Raw genomic sequence first — 16,759 nt, forward strand, 5'->3', positions numbered from 1 at the left:
TTCTGCCGCACGCCCCTGAAAAGAAGGGCTCTGCTGCACGTGATCCATCAAAACGAAGGAGTCACACTAATAAGAAAAAAGCCACCTGGCGTACCAGGTGGCTTCTGTCTTGGTGGGCCGTCAAGGATTCGAACCTTGGACCTATTGATTAAGAGTCAACTGCTCTACCAACTGAGCTAACGGCCCGTGAAACTCAGACGCACATTGTAGCGTGCTTTCTGTTTATTGCAATACCGTTTCGGCCATGCCGATGCGGTTGAATCAGTGGGGTGGCTGAGGGGATTCGAACCCCCGACCACCGGAATCACAATCCGGTACTCTAACCAACTGAGCTACAGCCACCACTGAAACTTTCGCTCCCCCGCCGATACCACTGGCACGGGAACTTCAAACCTTTGCCTGGAGACCACCACCGAAGTTCCGGTCCGCCGAAGCGAGTCCGATATTCTGGTGGAGTCTGCGCGCGTTTGCAAGCACTTCTTCACATCTATCGATACGATCCCGGTGCCTCGCCAATGGCGCGCCCGACAGGAATCGAACCTGTAACCGCCGGCTTAGAAGTCTGCCTGACTGTGGAGCCGAATCAAAGACTTGCATTGAACTGATTTCTGGAGCAGACGTGCCGTAGCCCTTGTGTCGCAAGGGGCAATGCGGAAGTTTTCTGGAGCCTGAGCGGTCAAACGCCCCGGCGCAGCTGCTGCAGCCCTGCCCTCACCCACGCTTTGCGGCCGTCCTTCGGGCGGGGTTTCGGCGGCGGCGGCTTGGCAGGCTCCAACGCTTCTCTGACCCGCGCCGTGGCGGTGGCGGTCGCCTCGGCCAGGCGGCGCGCCTGTTGCTGCTGCTCGCGAGTCGGCGGCAAGCCGGGCAGTGGCGGCTCCGGCTGGATCGGCGTGTTGTCGGTCAGGCGCTCCACCGCCTCTCGCAGGGGGAGACCCTGGTACAGCCTGGCCGCGCACCAGCGCTCTGCGTAGCGCTTGCCCTGAGACGCACTGGCGGCGAAGACCTTCTTGGTCTGCGATATCTTTCGCGCATCCAAGTGCACCCGGACACCGCGCCCGGGTGCCGGCGTGACGTTGGCAACAGAACGCCCGTTCCACCACAGATCCCAGCGGTCCCCCGTCTGGACCCAGCCAGACGGGATAGGTGCGGTGCGGAAGCCTTGGTAGGTCGCAGAGATCATGGCCGGGAGGATACGTCCGGCAGTCGCAGATCCTGCGAACGCGGCGGCAACCTGCCTGAATCGTTCGGAATCAGTGCCGGCGCGGCGCTGCTCAAGCGCCCCCGGGTTGAGCTGCCTGCGGCCCCGGATCCGGCAAGGTTAGGATGCCCACTCCACCCCGCCGGCGCCATCGGGCAACCTCGCGGCGTTGCCTCCGCGTTCCCCTACGCCGCCAGCCGATGCTCGTAGAACGGGTGCCGCTTGTCATCAAAGATCCGGTAGAGCGCGGCCAGGTCGGTCGCGTCCGGGTTCAGCCACGCGTCGACGTGCTCGGGCTTGATGTTGATGATGGTCCGGTCGTGACCAGCCGCAGCCACCTCGGGCTCCGGGTCATCGGTGATCGCGGCGAAGGAAAGCAGATCCGGCTCCTTGCCGGCGGGGTCCGTCCAATGTGACCACAGGCAGGCCACCAGCATCGACTCACCCGTGCGCGGCGTGAACTGCACCACCTGGTTCTTCCCGTCTGGCCCCTCCACGTTCTCGTAGAAGGTGTCGACCACCAGCAGGCCATGGGTGTGGCCGAAGGCCGGCGCCCAGAACTTCTCCAGGCTGTCGCGGCGGGCGTTGTAGGTGCCCGGGTAGCGCTGATCGTAGTTCGCCGGCTTCCCCGCGAGACGGCACTGGTAACGCATGGGCCGGATGACCAGCTTGCCGCCATCGGACACGATCACCGGGGCGTAGACGCCGGGGAAGATGCGGCTGTCGCGGTCCTTGGGTTCCGTGCGTTTCAGGTCGGCCAGCTTCGCCAAGGCGCGATCGATCTTGTTGCCGGCGATCCGCACGTCTTCCCGGGCCTTCTTCGTCTCCTTCACCTGCAGTGCCCGCTCGGCGTCGGCCAGGCGCTTGCGATTGGCGAACAACTCCTGCTCAAGCACCGCGGCCTCGGCCCGGTTCCACTGCTCGACCTCCGCCCACACCGCCAGCTCGGCCGGGCTCGCACCGGTGCGGAAGGCGTCATCCATCGCCTTCGGGGTCTTCGGCCGCTTCTTCCCGGGGTCGTGGGCGTACAGCGCTGCGAACTCCTGCAGCGACAGCGTGGCGCCGGTCATCCGGATCAGCTTCTGGTAGGCGGCGGTGATCTGGGCGGAGTAGCACATGGCGCCATCTGGCAGCAGCGGCCGTTGCGGCGATGTGAGGGCATCCCCCCTCAGTGTCGTCAATCACTCTTGTCAAACACCTAAACCGCCGTGACCCTGAGTTCGCATCGACAGGAGACAGAATCCAATGCGGACAGCGCCCCAATCGACCAGTCCTCACCGGGCATGGCCCAAGCTGCAAGGCACCGGACAGCCGATCCTCTATCAAGCGCTCGTAGCGCTCTCCCTGGTGATGGCCGCAGGCGCCATGCTCTATCTCCCCGAGCAGCTGAAAGGCATCGCCATGATCGACGGCGCCGTCTACGTGGCGGTGATGGCGAGGATTCTGCAGGCGCAGAGTCAGCACCGGGCCTTCGAGCGCCTGCTATCCCCTCGCGCTCGATAACCTTCTCGCCTGCGCCCAGCGCCACGATGCCCCGTCCACCGCCCGTCGACGGCTACGTGGCCCCACCATCCCCCAGCGGCGCCGTAACCACCGCTGGGGGCGAGGTCGCCGCCTCCCAGACCCGGTCCGTCGCTGCCTTGATCAGCGCCATGAGCTTCCAGCCAGGCACCACCTCCTGCTCGCCAGTTACCGGGTGGATGATGGTGTACTCGCGACCGATCAAGGTCTGGATCCGCGCCGGGATGGTTCGGTCGTACTCCCGGCTGTTCACGTGGTTCGCGACCGGGTCCCAATCCACCCGGTCGAAGTTGAACAGTACCGGGCCATCGTTGTTTCGGAAATCCCACTGAACCTCGATCCGGGTCGCCAACATCTCGACCCGGTTGTTGTTGCTCTCGGAAAGAATCGGTGACATCTCATTGCTCCACGGAAATGATGCCCAGCGTCTGATTGATCACCACGCCGACCGTACCGCCGCTCGCCGTGCCGGTGGCCACGTTGCGGGTGACGATGATGGCGCGGTAGGTGAATTGCTCGGTGCCCGGGGTGTTGTCGGTGAAGGTGTGCGAGCCTGCCATGCGCGAGATCAGCTGCGACGGGCCACCCTGCTCGTTCAGCACCTCATAGTTGCCCGTGACGTTGAAGTTGGTGATGAACTGCTCTCCGCCGTTTCCGACCTTCCGGTAGATCGCGATGGTTGCGTTCACAGGCCCGGAAACCCTGGTCCACCGGCCCGTGTGCGCCGTGTCGGTCTTGGTCATGTCGTAGCTGACCACGACGTTCTTGGCGCGCCCCAGGGTCGAGAAAGGCCCGTTGACGATCTCGGCGTTGCCGTTGGTCGAGGTGGTCTGCACCGCGTTCTTGAGCACGCCGGCCGACAGGCTGCCACCAAAGTAGCCACTACCCTGGTTGTCTATCCAGAACAGCGCATTCGCCTTGCTCGCATTGGCCGGGTTGGAACCAATACCGAACCACATCATCAGGTCGTTGGACACGCCGAACGGCTTGCCGTGCACCATCATGTAGGCCCCGGATCGGGTGACCCAGCGGCCGCCCTCGAACGTCGTGCTACCGGTGTTGTTCGGATCAACGATGCCGAATCGATCAGCAACGAAGTCGATCCGACCGATGGAGCCGTTGTTGACAGACGTCATGCCGATGGCCCGGCCGTTTACGTCCAGTGCCCAGGTGTAGGACGCCTGCAGCTGGCTCTGCCCATTCTCCAGCTGCGTGGCACGCACCGACAGCGCCTGGGTAGCGCTCGCACTAGCCGCCTCGGACACCGTCCTCCGCTTCGCACTCAAGTCCTGCCAGAACGCATAGCCACTGGAGCCGCTGAAGAGCACACCGCGCACATAGCAGGCGCCCGTCGGCACCGGCACTGAAGCGGCGACCCCGTAGCGCCACCCCGAGCCACCGGCACAGTAGATGGGATAGACATGGCTGACGGTCCCGCCAACTGCGTCTATGAAGTGCAATGCGAAGTAGCTGCCTGTCCCAGCAGGCATATAGCCGCCGTAGCAATCTGCGCGCAAGTCGATGATCTCGTCCGGCGAGCACGGGACGGCATCCGCAATGCCACCTTCATAGCCGTTGTTTGTAGCAACGCGCAGCACATACCCAGACGAATGTCCCGGATCAGACTGGACGAGGCCTGTTTGCCACGCTCCAACGCCAGTGCTCGCCGTGAAACGTCCCGTGCGAATAATTTCCAGGGGAGAACCGGAGAGCTTCGCATTCACCTGTGTCAGCGCTTGCGATTGCGCGTCAATGCGCCCCTTCTGGACGCCAAGCTCGCTGCTCAACAGCTGAACGGAGCCTGTGGACGCCTTTCCTTCCAATGCCGCATTGGTCGTATTGATCCGCTCGCCCAATGCACTGTCGCGACTGACACTGGCCTGCTCGACTGCATTCACGCTCGCCGTGCTCGCCTTTCCGTCCAGCGCTGCGCTGGTGCTTTCGAGACGCTGGCCCAAGGCCGAGTCAGCATCGGCGCGTGCCTGCTGCTCGCTGGCCACCTGTGCGAAAGTGGCGAGCGTGCCAGCACCCGCCGGCATCCGCGCAACCACCGCATCCACGCGGCTGGCCTCAGCCTCAATGTCACTGGCGTTTTTCGTGGACATACTGATGGCCGCCGCCAGCGCATCGCCCACCGAGGTGTAGTCGCCGATAGCATCCCAGACAGCCGGGTTGGTGCCGGGCTCCACGTCGACGTTCTCGGCCAGCGACCGATACAACGTTCCAGCGCGGCGCACGAAGTCGCCGACCGGATAGGTCGTGCCGGCCGCCCATTCGTCGGCGCCGACAATGTCCTCCAGGATGCCGTTGAGCGCGGCAACCTGCTCGTCCGTGTACTGACGCGCCTTGCCCACAGCCTCGTTGATCGCAGCCAGATCGCCGGCCAGTCGATCGATGATCTCCTGCCCCACCCGCTGGTTGGCCCGCTCCGCCTCTTCCCAGGTCTCCTGCATCTGCTCGCCGAGGTTGTTCCCCAGCGTCTTGACCACCACGCGCATGCCGGTGGAGAGCTCGCCCGAGGTGTTCACGCTGCGGCAGGCGAACGTCCAGTCGCCCGACTCGGGGATAACCGCTTCGAACGGCGCTGTGTGATAGCCCGTCTCGCCTACCGGCGTCATAGCATTCCAGTCCGGGCTCATGTCCTTCCCCGGCATGTAGCGGATCTCGACGCCGGCAAAGTCTGCCGATCGCGTCGTGTCGCCCAGCCAGCCCCAGGTGTAAAGCCGCACGCCGCCGCTGCGCTCTTCCACGTCGAACAGGTCAACCAGCACCGGAGGTACGTCCGCACCGTGCGTGGCATAGGTCACCGTCACCGCCACGCCAGCCTGCCCGTCCGGGCTGTAGGGCCGCACGGTGATCGGGTATACGCCTGCGCGCGGAATGCGCCAGGTGGCCGAGCGCGTGGTGGTCGAGGCGACCTGCTCCAGCTCCGAATTCTGGTCCAAGTCCGACAGCACGCGGATCTCCCCCACCGGCCCGGTGATATCGAACGAGGCCTGCAGCTCGGAAAACACCGTGTCGCCCTGCACCACTTGGCGCTCGGTGATCCGCAGGTTGCTGGCCACCGGCCGGGTGCCCAGTTGGGAGCCGTTCTCCGGCGGGATGTACTCGCCGGTCTTCACGTAGTGCCAGTACTCCGGGCCCTCGGCCACCACGTCGACCGCGGCGCCCTTGAGATCGTTCTCCGGTTGGATGCCCACCACGCGCACGCGGTAGCCCGGCGTCTGCTTGAAGTCGTAGATCCAGATCGTGTCCCATGCCGGGTTGCTGTCGCTGTTGCCCGGCAGCTCGGCATCGGTCGGCCACGGGTCGGCCAGCTGCAGCTGGTCGCTTTCTCCGGTGAACGGGCGCACCCGCAGGACGCGGTACACCCGCTCGCCCGGGATGCGCAGGCCGATGTAAGCGCTGCCCTGCGCGGGGGCAGGCACCGGCACGTCGAGCTGCAGTGTCACGGCGCGCCCCGGCCCCATCGATGCAAACAGGACCTGGCCGCCGAAGCCCCATTGCGTCAGGTCGTGCTGCAACGCCAGCACCGACATGCGGCCGTAGGCCAGATGCTCGATATCGGTGCTGTAGCTGATCGACTTGTATTGGTACAGGCTCTGCGCCAGGTGCCACCGGGCCAGCATTGCGGCATGCGCCTCGCTGGTGACGCCCTCTCCGGTCACCTGTGCCGGATTGAGCATGGTGGTCACGCCTGGCGCAGGCACGCGCAGGGTCTTGGCCTCCCACGTGGCACGGTCCAGGTAGCTGTATTCGATGCCGTCGGCGCCGTTGGCCAAGGTGTACTCGACCTGGAACTGCCCCTTCTTGATCGTGGCCATATTGACCACGCCCGACAGCGGCTGCTCATCGGCGGCCCACACCACGGCCAGTCGACCCTTCGGCCACGCGATCTGGCCGAAGCCTGCCAGCGCGATCGCGTCCATCACAGCCTGGTGGTTTCGCTTCTCGGCCACCTGATAGTCGTAAGTGAAGCCATTGGCCGCGCAGTGCAGCATGAAGGCCTTTAGCGCCTCCACGTCGATCTGGCTGTCGGGCAGGCCCATGCCGGCAATCCGAACGCCCGCCGGCGACTTGATGCCGCGAGCGTAAGCCAGGATCTGTGCGCCGGGGTTGCTGCTTTCTTCGGTGACCCAGCCGATGGCGTCGCCCTTCCACACCGGAATCGGGAAGGAATGCGCCACGCAGCGCAACTCGTCGGGGCTGCCGTTGAGCTGCCCGGAAGCCTTCATGCGGATGCCGATGCGCGGGATGCCGTCATAACTGGCCGTGTCGGGCAGCACACTGACGAGGTTGGTCCAGCTGAAGCTGGCCTGCGCATTGCTCCCGTCGGTGTTCAGACCCGCAGTCCGCACTCGCACTTCGTACTGACCGGGCGGAACATCGAGGCCATAGGTCGCACGGCGGGACTTCTGCGTCCGGCCGGCCACGGTGTAGTTGCCGAACGCGCGCCATCCGCTCTCGCCCACCGCCCGGTACTGGATCTGGATCTGTTCGCGGTTCTCGTAGTCGCGGCCCTTCTTGTCCGCATCGAAGATGCGGAAATCCATATTCACCTGCAGCCGGATCGCACCCGCCGAGCTGGTGCGCTGAACCCAATTGCTGGGTGTGTGCTTGGGATCGCTGCTGGTGTCCAGGATCACGCCACCGTCGACGCTGCCAGAGTTGCTGTACAGCGGGATGGCCTCATCCGGCATACCAGGGAAGCCGCTGTGCCAGACCTGCACTCCCTCGTAGCTGCTCAGCAGGGCGTCACCGTTGTAAAGCTCGTCCACCCGGGCCACGTTGAGCCCCGGCGTCAGCACCAGCGACAGGTACTGCTCATCGCCCTCATAGTTCATGTAGGGCTTGCTGGCCACATCCGGCGCGATCCGCACCGTACCGAGCACGAACGACAGCGGCTCATAGGCACGCATCCGGTTGCGCGGCGCCGAGATCGAGAAGAGGGGGTCGGCCGGAGCCGAGGCGGCAGCGCTGGGCAGCTTAGGGCCTAGCACCTTGTTGATCAGCAGGCTGCCGGCGGCGTAGACAGCCACGCGCGCAAGCGTCGTACCCAGCACCGTGGACGTGCCGATGCTGAAACCGGCAATCGCCGCACCGCCGAGGGTGAAGTAGGCCAGCGCGACCTGGGCCACCAGCCGGATCGCACTCTTGCCGACCACGCCCCGGATCTCGATCACCTGGCCGTGCTTTGGGTACACGTTGCTCCACAGGTGCCGCTCAACCGGCCGGCCGCCAATGGTCACCTGCCACGCCTGCCCGTCAAGACCTTCCACATGGCGCGCAAGGAAGGCATAGAGGCTCTCGCCCGGGCGCAGGTCGGCCTGCAGGTTGCGCTGGCCATCCAGCATCACCGGATGCGGGGTGATGATCAGACGGCCGGCATCGGTAGGCGTGTGCATCAGGCCCATGCGTAGTAACCCTCGATTCGCAGCCCGAAGTCGGGCAGATCGCGCACGCGGTGCAGCACGCTGCAGCCGTTGCGCTCGTTGCTGTGAAGAACCCAGCCTTCATGGGCCAGGAAAAAGAAAACCCCGGCGTGGCCGGGGTTTCGGTGTCCCTGATCGATCATCAGGACAAGGTCGCCGTCTTCGGGCGGTCCGTCTCGGCGATGGGCATAGGGCCGCGACAATGCCCCCAGCTCAGCTGCGCCCTGCAGGCCGCGCGGGCGACGCCCCGGTAGGGTGATCGCCCTACCGAACAGCTGCAGCTGCACGAGCACCACCAGGTCGGCGCAGTCGAAGCCGTCTTCGTCGTAGGGGACGCCCACGTACTTCTCTATCTCGGCCAGGCGCATCAGAAGATCCCCGGCAGGGTGAAGGGATTGGCCCGCAACGTCACGGCTTGCTGGCGCGTCAGGAAGTCCACCCCGAGCTGGGCCGATGCCGAGCGGGTGTTCACCACGACCTGCGTCATCGGCAGGTCGTAGCTCGACTCGATCACATTGGCATCGGCGCGGTCGGTAATCATCAGGCGCGCCGTGACCAACTCCCCCGGTTGCAACCGCTCCAGATCCTCGGTGATCGAACGGCCCACATTGTCCAGCACCAGTTGCGCCCGTGGCGCCTGCCCTCCCACGTCGTCAGGCAGCTTGAAGCCGAACGGGAAACCCATGTAAGACTTGCCCTGGCTAACCCAATCGGCCGTGTCGTTGACTATGCGCAGCACCTCCACAAACGACGGGGCGCTCAGTTCCAGCAGAAGCAGGATGCCGGTGGTGTCGTCGGTGCGCTGCCGGCGCTCAGTGAACGTACTCATCGCAGGTACTCCAGCACCAGGTCGCGCTTGGCGAATCGAAACAGCGTGTTGAGCGGCTGCAGCTTGCCTATCTTGCCCCCTTGGAAGCGGGCACGAATGATCTGGCCCGTGCGGGGGTGCTCAATGTTGAACCAGCCGATTCGCTTGAGGCTATCGAAGTACCAGGCTTCGAAGTCAGCCACCGCCTGCGCCGACCTGAACTGCACCGATGCCTCGATGGTCTGCAGGACGTGGGTGTTCAGCAAGCGCTGCCGAGGCACGCCCCGTTCCATTTCCGTACGCTCGACCGCCGGGTCGAATTCCTCGCCATAGTCCGCAAAGCGGATTTCGGCGTAACTGGGGAAGGTTTCCATCGGCTCCTCGCTTCGAACAGTCAATCTCATAGAGGCCGGCGCGGGGAAACCGCGCCGCCCCACTCAGCCCATCGCGTCCTGCCACCCGTAGCGAGCCTGGCCTATCCGGCCCCACGAACCGCCATCAAGCTCCTCGTTGCCAATCTGGACGATCAACTTCCTGATCTCCGATCCATCCGGCAGCGTCTGCGATTCCTCGCGCTGTTGAACCTTGCTGCCACTGTAGTTGTGGATCTCAACCACTGGCCCGCCATGGCCACCCTGCCGACCGCTCAGCGCAACACGGGCAGGAACCTGCCCGCCGATGCCACCTGCGTCGTAACCACGCCTCAGTGCCGCGCGCAGGGCGTGGAACGCCGACGGTCCACCCAGCGCGCGCATGTCTTCCTGGCTGAGCACACCCTCGCCCTTGTGGACGATACCGGCCGGTTCCAGGCGCCCCCCGTGGCCGGTGAACCCACCGCCGTCGAACCCGGGAATAACAATCTTCTCGGGCTGTACAGCACCGACTGGGCCGGCGAAAGCGTTGAACGCTGCGTTGAACAGAGCCGAGGTCGCCTGCTTGGCCGCGATCCGGGCGAGGTCGGCGATGATCGAGTTGGCCAGCTGGCTGAAACTGAGCTTGCCGGTCATCGCAAAGTTCACCAGCGCGTCTTCCATTCCCTGAAATGCGTTGGTGAATGCCTGGTTGCTCAGCTCTGCGCTATTGGCTGCCTGCGCGGCGTAGTCCTCAAACGCACGGTATGCCCCTTGCGACCAATCGCCAATGTAGCGCTGTCGATGTGCCTGGTACTGCGCTTCCCCCTGCAACGCCTCCTGGTGGTACTTGCCAAGCTCGGCCAACTGCTGCGCATACTGCTCCGCACTGTATCCCGCACCATTGTTGGCACTCGCATTGCGGTCATTCAGCGCAGACAGCCGGCGGTCGTACTCTTCCTTGAGCTGCAGCTGGCGACGCATGCGCTCCATCTGCTCGCTGCCAGTGCCGATGCCGGCCAGGTCGATCGCATTGGCCTGCTGCTGGGTAACGGCAGCCTCATTCAGCTCCTTCTGGAGCCGCAGCATGTCCTGTGCGGCCTTCTTCGCCGACTCTTGCGCCGCCAGAGCCTTGCCCTGAGCGACCGCCTCCTCCAACAGTGCCTTGACCCGCTTCTGCTCCTCCGCGCTCAGCTTGCTCTTGGCAGATGCCATCTCGTTCGTGATGAGAACCTGCAGCTTCTGCGCCGCCGTCATGTCGTCGGTCAGGCCCATCTGCTCCTTATCGAGAGCGATCTGCCGCTTGATCCGGTCCATCATCGAGGTGTACTGGTTCTCCTGAGCCTTGGACTCGCTCAACGACTCACGGGTGGCCTTAGCGGTGTCTTTCTTCGACTCCTTCCATGCCTTCTCGGCCGCGATGTTCTCGGCAACCTCAGCGCGCTGAGCGCGGTAGTCCCGCTGTTGTTCCTTGGTTAGCGCAGAGAGAGCCATCTGCGCAGCCATTCCGTTGGGATCCGCCAGCGAAGCAGGCGAGATGCCTTCCAGGCTGATGTTCTTTGCCGAGGCGTAGGACTTGAGCCTCTCAGCGTCCCACGCCGCCAGGTCCCCCTGCTCACGCTTCAGCCTCTCAAGCCGCCGGTTCCACACGTCGTCCTGACCGGAACTGTTGATCTTTTGAATGGCGAGATATACGTCGAGCGCAGCCTGACTCGTCCTGTCGAGCTTTGCTCGAAGGCTGTCAAACTTCACGTCGTCTGCGTTCAACGCGGCCTGGCGCATTTTTTCGAACAGGTCGGGATCCATCGACTTCTTCAACTGTCCCTCCAGTGTCTGGAAGGCAACGCGAGTCGATTCCGTCTCCTTGGACAGCTGCTGCAGTCGAGCCTGGGCATCCTCCAGCTTGGTGGTGTAGAAGCCAACCCCCAACCCGCCGCCCCCCATCTCCAACTGGTCTTTCGCCGCCTCTATATCCCGGCGGTAGTCTGCAATCTCCTTCTTGACCTTCTCGATCTCGGCATCGGCCTTGCGCACAGCCACGCCGTACTGGTTCCAGTCCTCAGCAGCGGAGCGAATCGACTTGGAACCATCCATCCGCCCATACTCGGCTGACGTGTCCTGGATGGCGACACGAAGCGTGTCCATCGACTTAACTTGGGCATCGAACTCAGCCCTTGCCGCCTCGGCCTTCTTCTGGGCATCCACATATGCGATGCCGAGCGCTCCAATGGCGATCGCTGCAGCACCCCACGGGCCACCAGCCAGCGCCAACAGGCCGCTACCGGCACTGCGCAGTCCGCCAGCCAGCATGCCACCGAGGGAGGATGCCGACGCCGCCGCGGCCTCCCTCCCGCGCGCCGCGGTGAGGTTGTTGGTTGCTACGGCAGCAGCCTCTTGGGCCAGGATCAGCCGCCCCTTCGCCGCGGTAGCTGCGGCATCTGCCCGCGTTCCGGACAGAGATGCTGCGTTGTACTCGCGCTGGGCCCGCTCAAGATTGCGTTGGGCGACAACTACTGCGGCTTGAGCCTCCTTCTGCGCCCGCAAGTTGGCCGACAGCGTTGCCGCGCCCTGCTGGTGTTCTAGCGTCCGTTGTGCGGCTTCGTGTGCAGCCGCGGCCACAGCCAACTGACCACGAGCAGTATCCTGGGCGGCTGCAGCTTGGGCTTTCCAGGTCGTGGTAAGGCGTACAGACTCCCTAGCCTGGTTGACTGTTGCGGCAGCCTCCTTGACGCGCTCCCGCGCGACGTTTGCCAAGTCAGACGCCTGGCTTGACGCAGCCATTCGCTCATTGATCGGCGCGGCGACCGCGCTATATGCCTTGCCGGCGCCGACGCCGACGAGACGGCCAGCAATGACACCCGCGGCCACCGTCGCGGCGCCGGCGACGTTCTCCAGATTCTCGGCCATGAAGCGAACGGACGAGATGGCAGCATCGCTGAACACCCCGCCGCTAGCCTTGACCTTCAAATTGAACCATGCCGTGGAAAGGCGATTCAGCTCTGCGCTCAGCCCTTTTGCGGCCTCCTCCGCTCCAGTACCAGAGGCTTCCAGCGCCTTGATCATCGCCGGCAGGTACTTCTGGACGCTCAGGTCGCCGTCCTGCAGAAGCTTGTCGAAGGACTTTCCGGCAAGAGCCGTGCCCTCGTTCATCTTGGCAACAGCCTGAATGAAGCGAGGCACGATGCCTGGGATGGCCTCGCCAAGCTGCTGCCGCAGTTCTTCGGCTTGGAACTTGCCCTTGCTGAAAGACTGCCCGAGCGCGGTCGTCGCGCGCCCCATCTGCTCACTGGTCAAGTGCATCACCGTCGCCGACCGCGACAGCTGCCGGAACAGCTCCTGCTGATCCTTCATAGCAATGCCATTGGCGGTCGCAGCCGCCGACATGCTGGTAAAACTCTTGCCGGCCTCCTCCAAGTTCAGGCCAAGGTCCTTCGCCGTCTGTGCGACGAATCCATAGGCCTTGTCTGCCGCTTGGGCGGATCCCGTTGCACCCATGAGGCCGTAATGGATCTGCTGGATCGACTTCTGTGCGTCCAGCAGTGCCGACACCCCACTTTTGACCGCTTCGAAGCCTACGAAACCGACTGCTGCCTTGTTGAGGTTCGCAATAGAAACCGCTGTCTGGGAGGCCTCCTTACGGATCAGGCCAAGCTGCTGCGTAGTGGTGCGCGCAGAGTTCACCATCTCGGCGCGGTAGGCGGCAGTGTTCGCACGCAGCTGCACGTCAATGGTAGCGGCCGTCGAAGTCATTTTTCTCTCCAAGCAATAAAAAACCCGCCTCTCGGCGGGTTATCAACGGATTAAGTCGATCGTGCGCTACTTCTCTGAAGAAATCTTCTCAATCACTTCCCGAACCTTCCTTTCATAAGCTGAAACGAGCTGCTTGCTCTGCTCCGAAGTTGCCGGCTTCCCATAATGGCCTGGAAGCGAGGCATATTCCTTCTCGAAGTCGCACATGGCTGCAGATACCGCGCTACTCATCTCGTCATTCGCAATATTTGGCGTTGTTGCTCTTCCATCGGCGTTGACACCAATGTTGAACGCCATGTCGCCCGTGTAACCGCCGAAGCTGTTCTTTGCGTTCACCACTCCACACGCAACTATCCCGTCAAAGAGCGGAAAGACCTGACGAACAACGATCTTGGCGGAGTCAGGATCCTTTAGAGCCTGACGAACGCCAGCGTCAACTTTGGATCTGATTGCCTCCGTCTTCTGCTTTTCAACTTCCTCAGCGCTTGGGGAGCAGCCCCCAGCGAGTAGCATCAACGAGACAAGAATCACCCGATGTCGCATGTCCATTCCTCCATGTGGCTGGGCGAATGGTAGCTCAGTGAATGGAGTTCTTGGCCGACGCCGCCTGGAATAGCTCGGCAATCTGTTGCGCACGGGCAGCGCTTTCGTCCACTGGCTGCGGTGGCTCTCGCACCAAGAGGAAGTCCTTCGGGCTGGTCTCGTTGCCATGGACCCTTGCCAGCACGTCGGTCAGCTGGGCCAGCATGTCCTGGAGGGGCTGGTCCAGCGGCTCAACGCGCGCGAAGGCGTACATCTCCGTCAGCTGGCGGGAATCCAGCCCCGCCAGCATCTGGTCTGGATGCGGGAAGCCGAGGCGCCACGCGATCCGAAACTGGAGCCGGCGCTCAGGCCGGCTCGTCAGTTTTTTTCAGCTTCCTCGATCGCAGCATCGCCCAGCGCGTTGAGCTTCTGCGCGGCGCGGAACACGCGATCCAGTGCCGCGGCCGACTTGGCTCCCAGCTGGGCCACGTCCTTGTCGGTGAACAGGCGGTCGCCCTTCTCATCCACCAGGCACAACGCCACGAAGCGGGCGCGGAAGTCCTCGGTCTTCGTCTTCTCACCGCCGTAGGTGTCCTGCTCCCATTTGTCGCGGTCGCTGGCCGACATGGTGGAGATGCGGACGATGCCGCCCCATTCCTTGACCTCCAGGTCTTCGGTCTTGCGGTCGGAGGCGGCGAGGATCTGGCTCTTGTTCAGCAGGGTCATGGCTTACGGTCCGGTCGGAAGGGTGACGATGGTGAAGTCGCGCGGCAGCAGGTCCGCAGTGAAGGTCAGGACCGCATTGGTGCCCGGGGTGACATTGAAGCCGGCCACCTTGCCGACGAACGTGGCGGCGTCGCCAGTCGGCAGCACCATCAGGAAGTGCAGGTCCTCGTCCTGGTCGGCATCGCGCAGGATCTCCTGGCCAGCCGACTTGCCCACCGGCCAGCGGTGGCCGGCAACCTGCACGGTCTGGCCGCCAGCCAGGCCGGCAATGTTCTCGACCTGCTTGGATTTCAGATTGGTGGCGTCCAGCGTGTTGGCCTGGCCACGGCCGAACGGGAAGCCCGTCAGGCCATCGACCTCGGTATAGCCGGTCGGATCGTTCGGGGTCGTGGGCTCCGTGCCCTTCTTCACGTAGAGCGCAGAGTCCTGCGCGGAGATCGCTTCGTTCTTGGCCATGGTTGGCTCCTTGGGGTAAAGAAAAGCCGCCCGGAGGCGGCATGGTGGTTGCAGGGTTGGGCGGCTGTCAGGCCCAGACGGTTACGTCGAAGCTGGCGCGGTGGAGCTCGATATCGTTTTCGTAGTCGTCAGGGTTGTCGGTGATCTCCCCGACCTTGAGCAGCCCCGGGAACGCGTCCTTGAGCTGATCAGCCAGCTCTCGAACCGGCCCCTTAGCCTTGCCCCACACATCGATCTGGAAGGTTGCACGCTCAGCGCCTGCACCGGAGTTCAGAGTGCTATGCCGGCGCCCTGTCGCTCGCTGATACGTCGCGTAGAGCGCAGGCGGATCCTTGTACGGGAACGGTCTGAACGATGCGGTCACCGACTTGCCAGCTGCCGCCAGCCGGGTATCGAGGTTCATTGGCGTGCCCTCCGCATCTCTTCCTGCACTGCCTCACCGAGCGCATCACGCATGGTGCTTACCGCCTCCTCGGTCTTCGACTCAGCTGCAGGCCGCATGAACGGCCAGGCGGCCATCCTCGATGTGCCGTACTCGCCAAACTTGCCGTAGAAGGCCGAGCGCGGCACCTCCACGGCGAAACGCATCCAGCCCTGCTCTTCGCTCCGCTCCCGAACCCGGATCGATCGGCGCAGTTTCCCGCGCGCGATTCTGACCCTGTTTCTGGCGTCGTTTCGGACCACGATGGCACCGCGGCGCATCCCTTTCCGCAATGCGCGGCGAGCGGCCCTGTCCGATAGCTCTAGCAACGCCCGCTCGAGCTCAGCCAGGCCGGAGATATGAATGTCGAAATCAGTCATTTCCCCTCCGCGTGGCCACCATTAAGGTCAGGTGCTGTCGCGCTGTTGGATCAGGCAGCACGGCTTGCACGGCGTACAGGTTTCCGTCATGCAGAATTCGCATGGTCGCGTCCACGCCAGGCAGATACGGGATCTCGATGCGTGCGCTCAGCTGGTCTTGGCTCGCGCCGGCTTCGATGAACTCCTTCCCTGACAAGGGAACGACTTCGGCCGGCACATCGGTTCGCCAGTCCGCCCACACCTCTATCTGGTCGTTGTACTCGTCCTCGATCAGGGTGCGGTGCCGAATGGTCACTCTTTGACGGTACTTCCCGGCCCGCCTCACGGCAGCACCCGCCGGTAGGGGAACATCAGCCTGTCCAGCGTCGGGTTCTCAGCCAGCTGCGTGCCGGCCACCACAGCCTCGCGGTTGGCGTACAGATCCCCCAGGAGCAGCAGCACCGCCGCGCGCAGCGGTCCCGGCAACGGGCCGGGTGTGGTCTTGAACTTCACCGGGTAGGCGCCGACCTCGCTATCCAAGACTGCCGGCTCAATGGGGAGCGGCGTGCGCCCCTCCCCGACCGGCGTCCACTCGTAGGATGCCTCCGCCAAGGCGTAGCCGGTAGTGCGTTCCACCGACTCCCTTGCCGCCGTGATGAATGCTCCGATCAGCACATCGTCGGCATCGTGTATCACGACCAGATGCGCCTTCGCTTCGCTCAGCGACACAGGCTCCTCAGTCGCCGGGGTCAACGTGCGCAGCATGGGTCATTCCTCCGGCACGGCCGCCTTGATGGCGTTGGGGTGGGGGTCGATCAGCCCGCCAAGGCGCAACGCCTCCGCATGGGCGGCATTGACCTGGATCACCTGCCCGACCTTGCCCAGGTGGTTGTCGCTGAGCACCAGCGCCGGAACGGTTTCGCCGTTTGGCGGAGCCAGCTCATCATCCGATGGCGGCCGGTCGCTGTCCGCATCTACGGTGTCGGTTGCCTGGCTGGAGCCGCTTTCCTCCGTACCCCCCTCGCCGGCAGCGGCCAGCGCGGCAGCGTCGGCGCTTTGGGTGTTCGGCTGCTCATCCTCACCGGTAGCAGCGTCAACCGCCGCAGCGGGCGCTTCCGGGGTAACAAGCGCGGCATCCCCAGTCGGCTCCACCGGCGCTGGAGTGTTCTTCTGCTTTGCCATGATCGTCTCCAAGGGACGCCCGCGATCGGGCGTC

18 protein-coding genes and 2 tRNA genes are annotated in these 16,759 nt (G+C 64.0%); 1 reads left to right on the forward strand and 19 read right to left on the reverse strand.

Annotated elements, in window-relative coordinates:
* Positions 1-110 precede the first annotated feature (110 nt).
* The 4 genes from SSKA14_RS19925 to SSKA14_RS19940 form a co-directional block, all read right to left on the reverse strand.
* Positions 111-186 (reverse strand) — tRNA-Lys (locus tag SSKA14_RS19925).
* A gap of 79 nt (positions 187-265) precedes the next feature.
* Positions 266-342: transfer RNA gene (locus tag SSKA14_RS19930), tRNA-His, on the reverse strand.
* 334 nt (positions 343-676) lie between these two features.
* On the reverse strand, positions 677-1,180 hold the full coding sequence (locus SSKA14_RS19935) for a hypothetical protein (RefSeq protein WP_050413392.1): 504 nt from the start codon (positions 1,178-1,180) through the stop codon (positions 677-679).
* 203 nt (positions 1,181-1,383) lie between these two features.
* Complete coding sequence (locus SSKA14_RS19940) at positions 1,384-2,316, reverse strand: SOS response-associated peptidase family protein (RefSeq protein WP_008268077.1); 933 nt, start codon at positions 2,314-2,316, stop codon at positions 1,384-1,386.
* 127 nt (positions 2,317-2,443) lie between these two features.
* Here SSKA14_RS19940 and SSKA14_RS19945 point away from each other — a divergent pair, with 127 nt between their 5' ends.
* Positions 2,444-2,701: a hypothetical protein gene (locus tag SSKA14_RS19945; RefSeq protein ID WP_040008698.1), complete on the forward strand. Its 258-nt coding sequence runs from the start codon at positions 2,444-2,446 to the stop codon at positions 2,699-2,701.
* A 52-nt stretch (positions 2,702-2,753) separates the two neighbouring features.
* Here the strand turns inward: SSKA14_RS19945 and SSKA14_RS19950 are convergent, their stop codons facing one another.
* The 15 genes from SSKA14_RS19950 to SSKA14_RS20020 all read right to left on the reverse strand — a co-directional run bounded on the left by SSKA14_RS19950 (position 2,754) and on the right by SSKA14_RS20020 (position 16,725).
* Complete coding sequence (locus tag SSKA14_RS19950) at positions 2,754-3,116, reverse strand: hypothetical protein (protein WP_008264882.1); 363 nt, start codon at positions 3,114-3,116, stop codon at positions 2,754-2,756.
* Between the two features lies 1 nt (position 3,117).
* Positions 3,118-7,857, reverse strand: a complete 4,740-nt coding sequence (locus SSKA14_RS19955) for a host specificity factor TipJ family phage tail protein (protein ID WP_232281416.1) — start codon at positions 7,855-7,857, stop codon at positions 3,118-3,120.
* Positions 7,858-8,123: 266 nt separating this feature from the next.
* A complete protein-coding gene (locus tag SSKA14_RS19960; RefSeq protein WP_040008701.1) occupies positions 8,124-8,519 on the reverse strand; it encodes a hypothetical protein in 396 nt (131 codons plus the stop codon).
* Positions 8,519-8,980: a DUF1833 family protein gene (locus tag SSKA14_RS19965; RefSeq protein ID WP_040006548.1), complete on the reverse strand. Its 462-nt coding sequence runs from the start codon at positions 8,978-8,980 to the stop codon at positions 8,519-8,521. The genes SSKA14_RS19960 and SSKA14_RS19965 overlap by 1 nt, the downstream gene beginning before the upstream one ends.
* Positions 8,977-9,333: a hypothetical protein gene (locus tag SSKA14_RS19970; RefSeq protein ID WP_040006550.1), complete on the reverse strand. Its 357-nt coding sequence runs from the start codon at positions 9,331-9,333 to the stop codon at positions 8,977-8,979. The genes SSKA14_RS19965 and SSKA14_RS19970 overlap by 4 nt, the downstream gene beginning before the upstream one ends.
* Before the next feature lie 63 nt (positions 9,334-9,396).
* A complete protein-coding gene (locus SSKA14_RS19975) occupies positions 9,397-13,059 on the reverse strand; it encodes a phage tail tape measure protein (protein WP_008265661.1) in 3,663 nt (1,220 codons plus the stop codon).
* Positions 13,060-13,125: 66 nt separating this feature from the next.
* Positions 13,126-13,608 carry a hypothetical protein gene (locus SSKA14_RS23090; protein WP_050413393.1) on the reverse strand — a complete coding sequence of 161 codons (483 nt, stop codon included), beginning with the start codon at positions 13,606-13,608 and terminating at the stop codon, positions 13,126-13,128.
* A gap of 28 nt (positions 13,609-13,636) precedes the next feature.
* Positions 13,637-13,891, reverse strand: coding sequence for a hypothetical protein (locus SSKA14_RS19985; RefSeq protein ID WP_232281417.1), 255 nt, complete (start codon positions 13,889-13,891; stop codon positions 13,637-13,639).
* A gap of 68 nt (positions 13,892-13,959) precedes the next feature.
* The gene (locus tag SSKA14_RS19990; RefSeq protein ID WP_008265105.1) at positions 13,960-14,307 is read right to left on the reverse strand and encodes a hypothetical protein; all 348 of its coding nucleotides are present in this window, start codon (positions 14,305-14,307) and stop codon (positions 13,960-13,962) included.
* A gap of 3 nt (positions 14,308-14,310) precedes the next feature.
* A complete protein-coding gene (locus SSKA14_RS19995; RefSeq protein WP_008267715.1) occupies positions 14,311-14,763 on the reverse strand; it encodes a hypothetical protein in 453 nt (150 codons plus the stop codon).
* Between the two features lie 67 nt (positions 14,764-14,830).
* Positions 14,831-15,166, reverse strand: a complete 336-nt coding sequence (locus tag SSKA14_RS20000) for a DUF3168 domain-containing protein (protein WP_008265050.1) — start codon at positions 15,164-15,166, stop codon at positions 14,831-14,833.
* The gene (locus tag SSKA14_RS20005) at positions 15,163-15,564 is read right to left on the reverse strand and encodes an HK97-gp10 family putative phage morphogenesis protein (RefSeq protein ID WP_040008703.1); all 402 of its coding nucleotides are present in this window, start codon (positions 15,562-15,564) and stop codon (positions 15,163-15,165) included. The genes SSKA14_RS20000 and SSKA14_RS20005 overlap by 4 nt, the downstream gene beginning before the upstream one ends.
* Positions 15,557-15,889 (reverse strand): phage head closure protein, encoded by a 333-nt coding sequence (locus SSKA14_RS20010; RefSeq protein ID WP_040008706.1) that lies wholly within the window; start codon positions 15,887-15,889, stop codon positions 15,557-15,559. Before SSKA14_RS20010 ends, SSKA14_RS20005 begins: the two co-directional genes overlap by 8 nt.
* Complete coding sequence (locus SSKA14_RS20015; RefSeq protein ID WP_008265558.1) at positions 15,886-16,308, reverse strand: head-tail connector protein; 423 nt, start codon at positions 16,306-16,308, stop codon at positions 15,886-15,888. Before SSKA14_RS20015 ends, SSKA14_RS20010 begins: the two co-directional genes overlap by 4 nt.
* Positions 16,309-16,311: 3 nt before the next feature.
* Positions 16,312-16,725 (reverse strand): hypothetical protein, encoded by a 414-nt coding sequence (locus tag SSKA14_RS20020; RefSeq protein ID WP_008264510.1) that lies wholly within the window; start codon positions 16,723-16,725, stop codon positions 16,312-16,314.
* Positions 16,726-16,759 lie beyond the last annotated feature (34 nt).

It is taken from the genome of Stenotrophomonas sp. SKA14 (assembly GCF_000158575.1).
GTDB lineage: Bacteria > Pseudomonadota > Gammaproteobacteria > Xanthomonadales > Xanthomonadaceae > Stenotrophomonas > Stenotrophomonas forensis.

What these genes read in the sequence shown, in the direction of transcription:
- SSKA14_RS19985 (WP_232281417.1), bottom strand. Translation starts at nt 13,891, where the DNA reads ATGCTGGCGGGGCTGGATTCCCGCCAGCTGACGGAGATGTACGCCTTC.
- SSKA14_RS23090 (WP_050413393.1), bottom strand. Translation starts at nt 13,608, where the DNA reads ATGGACATGCGACATCGGGTGATTCTTGTCTCGTTGATGCTACTCGCT.
- SSKA14_RS19935 (WP_050413392.1), bottom strand. Translation starts at nt 1,180, where the DNA reads ATGATCTCTGCGACCTACCAAGGCTTCCGCACCGCACCTATCCCGTCT.
- SSKA14_RS19995 (WP_008267715.1), bottom strand. Translation starts at nt 14,763, where the DNA reads ATGGCCAAGAACGAAGCGATCTCCGCGCAGGACTCTGCGCTCTACGTG.
- SSKA14_RS19970 (WP_040006550.1), bottom strand. Translation starts at nt 9,333, where the DNA reads ATGGAAACCTTCCCCAGTTACGCCGAAATCCGCTTTGCGGACTATGGC.
- SSKA14_RS20015 (WP_008265558.1), bottom strand. Translation starts at nt 16,308, where the DNA reads ATGCTGCGCACGTTGACCCCGGCGACTGAGGAGCCTGTGTCGCTGAGC.
- SSKA14_RS19960 (WP_040008701.1), bottom strand. Translation starts at nt 8,519, where the DNA reads ATGCGCCTGGCCGAGATAGAGAAGTACGTGGGCGTCCCCTACGACGAA.
- SSKA14_RS19940 (WP_008268077.1), bottom strand. Translation starts at nt 2,316, where the DNA reads ATGTGCTACTCCGCCCAGATCACCGCCGCCTACCAGAAGCTGATCCGG.
- SSKA14_RS19990 (WP_008265105.1), bottom strand. Translation starts at nt 14,307, where the DNA reads ATGACCCTGCTGAACAAGAGCCAGATCCTCGCCGCCTCCGACCGCAAG.
- SSKA14_RS19975 (WP_008265661.1), bottom strand. Translation starts at nt 13,059, where the DNA reads ATGACTTCGACGGCCGCTACCATTGACGTGCAGCTGCGTGCGAACACT.
- SSKA14_RS19945 (WP_040008698.1), top strand. Translation starts at nt 2,444, where the DNA reads ATGCGGACAGCGCCCCAATCGACCAGTCCTCACCGGGCATGGCCCAAG.
- SSKA14_RS19950 (WP_008264882.1), bottom strand. Translation starts at nt 3,116, where the DNA reads ATGTCACCGATTCTTTCCGAGAGCAACAACAACCGGGTCGAGATGTTG.
- SSKA14_RS20000 (WP_008265050.1), bottom strand. Translation starts at nt 15,166, where the DNA reads ATGAACCTCGATACCCGGCTGGCGGCAGCTGGCAAGTCGGTGACCGCA.
- SSKA14_RS20005 (WP_040008703.1), bottom strand. Translation starts at nt 15,564, where the DNA reads ATGACTGATTTCGACATTCATATCTCCGGCCTGGCTGAGCTCGAGCGG.
- SSKA14_RS19965 (WP_040006548.1), bottom strand. Translation starts at nt 8,980, where the DNA reads ATGAGTACGTTCACTGAGCGCCGGCAGCGCACCGACGACACCACCGGC.
- SSKA14_RS20020 (WP_008264510.1), bottom strand. Translation starts at nt 16,725, where the DNA reads ATGGCAAAGCAGAAGAACACTCCAGCGCCGGTGGAGCCGACTGGGGAT.